Origin of the sequence: uncultured Veillonella sp. (assembly GCF_963551295.1) — a bacterium.
In the GTDB taxonomy this organism is placed as follows: domain Bacteria; phylum Bacillota; class Negativicutes; order Veillonellales; family Veillonellaceae; genus Veillonella.
Genome location: NZ_CAUVFT010000059.1, coordinates 1 through 3,066, shown reverse-complemented (window position 1 = coordinate 3,066; position 3,066 = coordinate 1). Strand labels below are relative to the sequence as shown.

Annotated in this window: 3 protein-coding genes; all 3 read left to right on the top strand. The window is 39.8% G+C overall.

Features of this window, described 5'->3' with window-relative positions; genetic code table 11:
* The coding region (locus tag RYO55_RS09660; protein WP_314985308.1) for a DUF805 domain-containing protein at positions 1–653 on the top strand (653 nt) is incomplete at its 5' end.
* Positions 654–1,139: 486 nt separating this feature from the next.
* Entirely contained in the window at positions 1,140–2,609 is a 1,470-nt protein-coding gene (locus tag RYO55_RS09655; RefSeq protein WP_314985307.1) for a chorismate-binding protein, read from the top strand.
* A partial coding sequence (locus RYO55_RS09650; protein WP_314985305.1) for an aminodeoxychorismate/anthranilate synthase component II occupies positions 2,609–3,066 on the top strand: 458 nt, incomplete at its 3' end. The genes RYO55_RS09655 and RYO55_RS09650, both read left to right, overlap by 1 nt.

Below are 3,066 nucleotides of genomic sequence, written 5' to 3'. Positions count from 1 at the left end.
TATTGATATTATTGGGTGGAAAGCATTTTGACCTTTCTTACGGAAAAGCTATTTTTGAGTCCAACAATATTATATTATGGGGCGTTGATATACCAGATTTATTCTATCCATGTATTTTATGTTCAATGTTGTTGTTTTCTGTAGTGCCTAGGAAACTTTGGTTAAAAGATAATAATGTTGAACTTAAGGGAATAATTTTTGATAATAGGGTTATAGATGTACTCTGGGGTGAGCGTACTGATTTAACTACCTCTCAAATTAAAGCTATAAACTCTTTTTATAGTCGCCAAGATAAAAGGCCTCTTTTAACAGATCTTTATAAAAGCATATTAATTGACAGTCTTTGGCCTAATGGACGAAGCACAGTTCGTCAATGGAATCTGTTTAATGTATATTTAGCGTTTATAATATACAATATGATATTAAATTATAATATCGAAAACTGTGCTCTGCGATATGCTTTATACGTTTATCTTATATATATTATTATCAACATGATCTTTAGACGTTTGAGAGATAGCAATAGTAGTATATTTTGGATTATTGGCTTATTTGTCCCTATTATCAATATATATGTATTGTATTTGCTGTATAATAAAACCTCTGCGTTATATGATAAAGAAAGTAACAGTATTTTTTATTATGCATTATGATACATAAAATATGGAGATATGAGATTGTATGTTAAAGATCTTTCTATGGCTGAACAACAATCAGAAATTAAAACTTCTTGACTTTCATTCTATAGAAACATTATAATCAGATTATAATTTTATACTCGCCTGAAATAAACCGATGAGGTGGAGATAAAAATAGGATATGCACTCACAGAGAGCGGGATTAGCTGAGAACCCGTAGTACGCAGCTTATTAAATGGACCACCGAGGGCGCATGGAAAAGAATGAACTTTCACAGTCATTCCTAGTATGGTGCGACGTCACACGAGCGTTAGTCGTGAGGGATATGTTAGTATCCTGCGAAAGGGGAATGCACTGCATTCAAACAAGGTGGTACCGCGATTTATAGCACAATACAAATATTTTCTAATAATTGTATAAGAATAGAACTATAAACTCGTCCTTGACGTTATATTGTCATGGGCGAGTTTTTTTATTGGCAAATGCCAGATGGAGGTTCTCATGATTTTCCCTAGTCTTGACCGTGTGAAAGCTATCGCACCGGGCTACGATATCGTGCCTGTATATATGGAAATTTTATCCGACGTACGCACACCGATTAGTGTGTTGAAAGCGTTAAAACAAGTGAGCAGTCATACGTACTTGCTTGAAAGTGCGGATAATAGTAATCATTGGGGCCGTTACTCCTTCTTGGGTTATGATCCTAAGATTGAGCTATTCTGCAAAAACCATAAAATGACCATCAAAGACGGGACGACTCGTACCTTTGAGTGTTCTGATCCTGCCGCAGAGATTCGCAATATTTTGAGTCAATATAAAAGCCCTCGCTTAGAAGAGTTACCAACCTTCACAGGCGGCTTTGTAGGCTACTTCGCATGTGAATATATTCGCTACATCGAGCCAACATTGGATTTCCCAATACTAGATGATGACTCTGCCATGGTTAACGATGTAGACCTTATGCTCTTTGATAAAGTTATCGCTTTTGACCATTACAAAAATAAAATTTACTTGATTGCTAACATCAGCACAAATGATTTGGAACGCAACTACAACAAGGCTGAGCTTGAATTGAAAACTCTTGCTGATCTCGTTGTAAACGGCAAAGAGGCGGATGTTCCAAAAGGCATCCTTAAAACAGAGTTTACCTCTGAGTTTACAAAGGATGAGTTTGAAGCAGTTGTTAAAAAGACACAGCACTACATCAAGGAAGGGGATATCTTCCAATGTGTTGTATCTAATCGCCGCGAAGCCGAGTTTGAAGGGAGCTTGTTAAATGCATACCGCGTATTACGTACCTTGAATCCATCTCCATACATGTTCTACTTATCTGGCGGTGATGTAGAGCTCACAGGTGCTTCTCCAGAAACTTTGGTGAAAATGACAGATGGTAAAATGTACACCTTCCCAATTGCAGGCACTATGCGCCGCGGTAAAAACGAAGCAGAGGACCTCGCTATTGAAGAAAAACTCATCAACGATGAAAAAGAGTTGGCTGAACATAACATGCTCGTTGACCTTGGGCGCAATGATTTAGGTAAAATTTCTAAATTCGGTTCCGTAAAAGTTGAAGCATTACATATGTTGCAACGTTTCTCCCATGTCATCCATATTACATCTACTGTAAGCGGTGACATTCAAGACGGCAAAGATGCCCTCGATGCCATTGGTGCTACATTGCCAGCAGGCACCTTATCTGGGGCTCCTAAGATTCGTGCTATCGAGATTTTACACGAACTTGAAAAAAGTCCACGCGGCGTATACGGCGGCGCCGTAGGTTATATCGACTTCTCCGGTAACATGGACGTATGTATCGGCATCCGCATGGCCATGAATAAAGGCGGTAAGGTCTATGTTCGTGCTGGCGCAGGTATCGTTCGCGATAGCGTTCCTGAAAGCGAATACAATGAGACCTTGATAAAAGGCCAATCTATGATTTCCGCAATTACAAGTGCACAGGAGGTAGAATAATGGTACTCCTTATAGATAATTACGATAGCTTCTCCTTCAATTTATACCAATTAGTAGGCTCTATCGATCCAGATATTAAAGTCATCCGCAGTGATGAATTAACAGTTGAAGAAATCCGTGCGTTGAAACCAGACTATGTGATACTTTCACCAGGACCTGGTAGACCAGCTGATGCGGGGGTATACGAAGACCTCTTGCGCGAATGCAAAGGCGAATTCCCAATCCTCGGCGTATGCCTCGGTCACCAAGCCATTGGTGAAGTATTCGGTGGCACCGTTTCCTACGCAAAACAAGTGATGCACGGCAAACAAAGCGTAGCGAAACAAGTCCACCCATCCAAAATCCTTAAAGGCGTACCAGAACAATTTGAAGTGGCTCGATACCACTCCTTAGCGATTATCGACGAAACCATGCCAAGCGAACTCATCGTTACATCCATTACAGACGACGGCGAAGT

What these genes read in the sequence shown, in the direction of transcription:
- RYO55_RS09655 (WP_314985307.1), top strand. Translation starts at nt 1,140, where the DNA reads ATGATTTTCCCTAGTCTTGACCGTGTGAAAGCTATCGCACCGGGCTAC.